This window comes from Jeotgalibacillus sp. ET6 (genome assembly GCF_029667115.1).
GTDB lineage: Bacteria > Bacillota > Bacilli > Bacillales > Jeotgalibacillaceae > Jeotgalibacillus.
The window spans coordinates 1-230 of record NZ_JARUIU010000360.1 but is presented as its reverse complement, the minus strand read 5'-3'; the positions used below and the strand labels follow the sequence as shown (position 1 = coordinate 230).

At 40.0% G+C, this 230-nt stretch carries 1 protein-coding gene; it reads left to right on the top strand.

The genetic code is table 11. The annotated features are described in order from the left end of the window. On the top strand, positions 1–230 hold a 230-nt coding region (locus tag P6709_RS20415; RefSeq protein WP_278242695.1), incomplete at both ends, for a hypothetical protein.

Below are 230 nucleotides of genomic sequence, written 5' to 3'. Positions count from 1 at the left end.
ATTTGAAAGTTGCATTGATTGAACACGAAGATGAAGAACAACTTTCACTTCTCCTTTTCACCTCCTTAATCATCCCTGCTGCCATATCGGGCTCTCTTACATCCTTTTTTCATGCCCTGCAGTTCGTCTCCGCCTCCGGTTTTTTGGTAATCATACCAATCGAGAATCCATGGATATTCAAAACCTTTGACTTTCTAACCTCTTTTCTGTTTTCCAAAGAGAATTCAAAG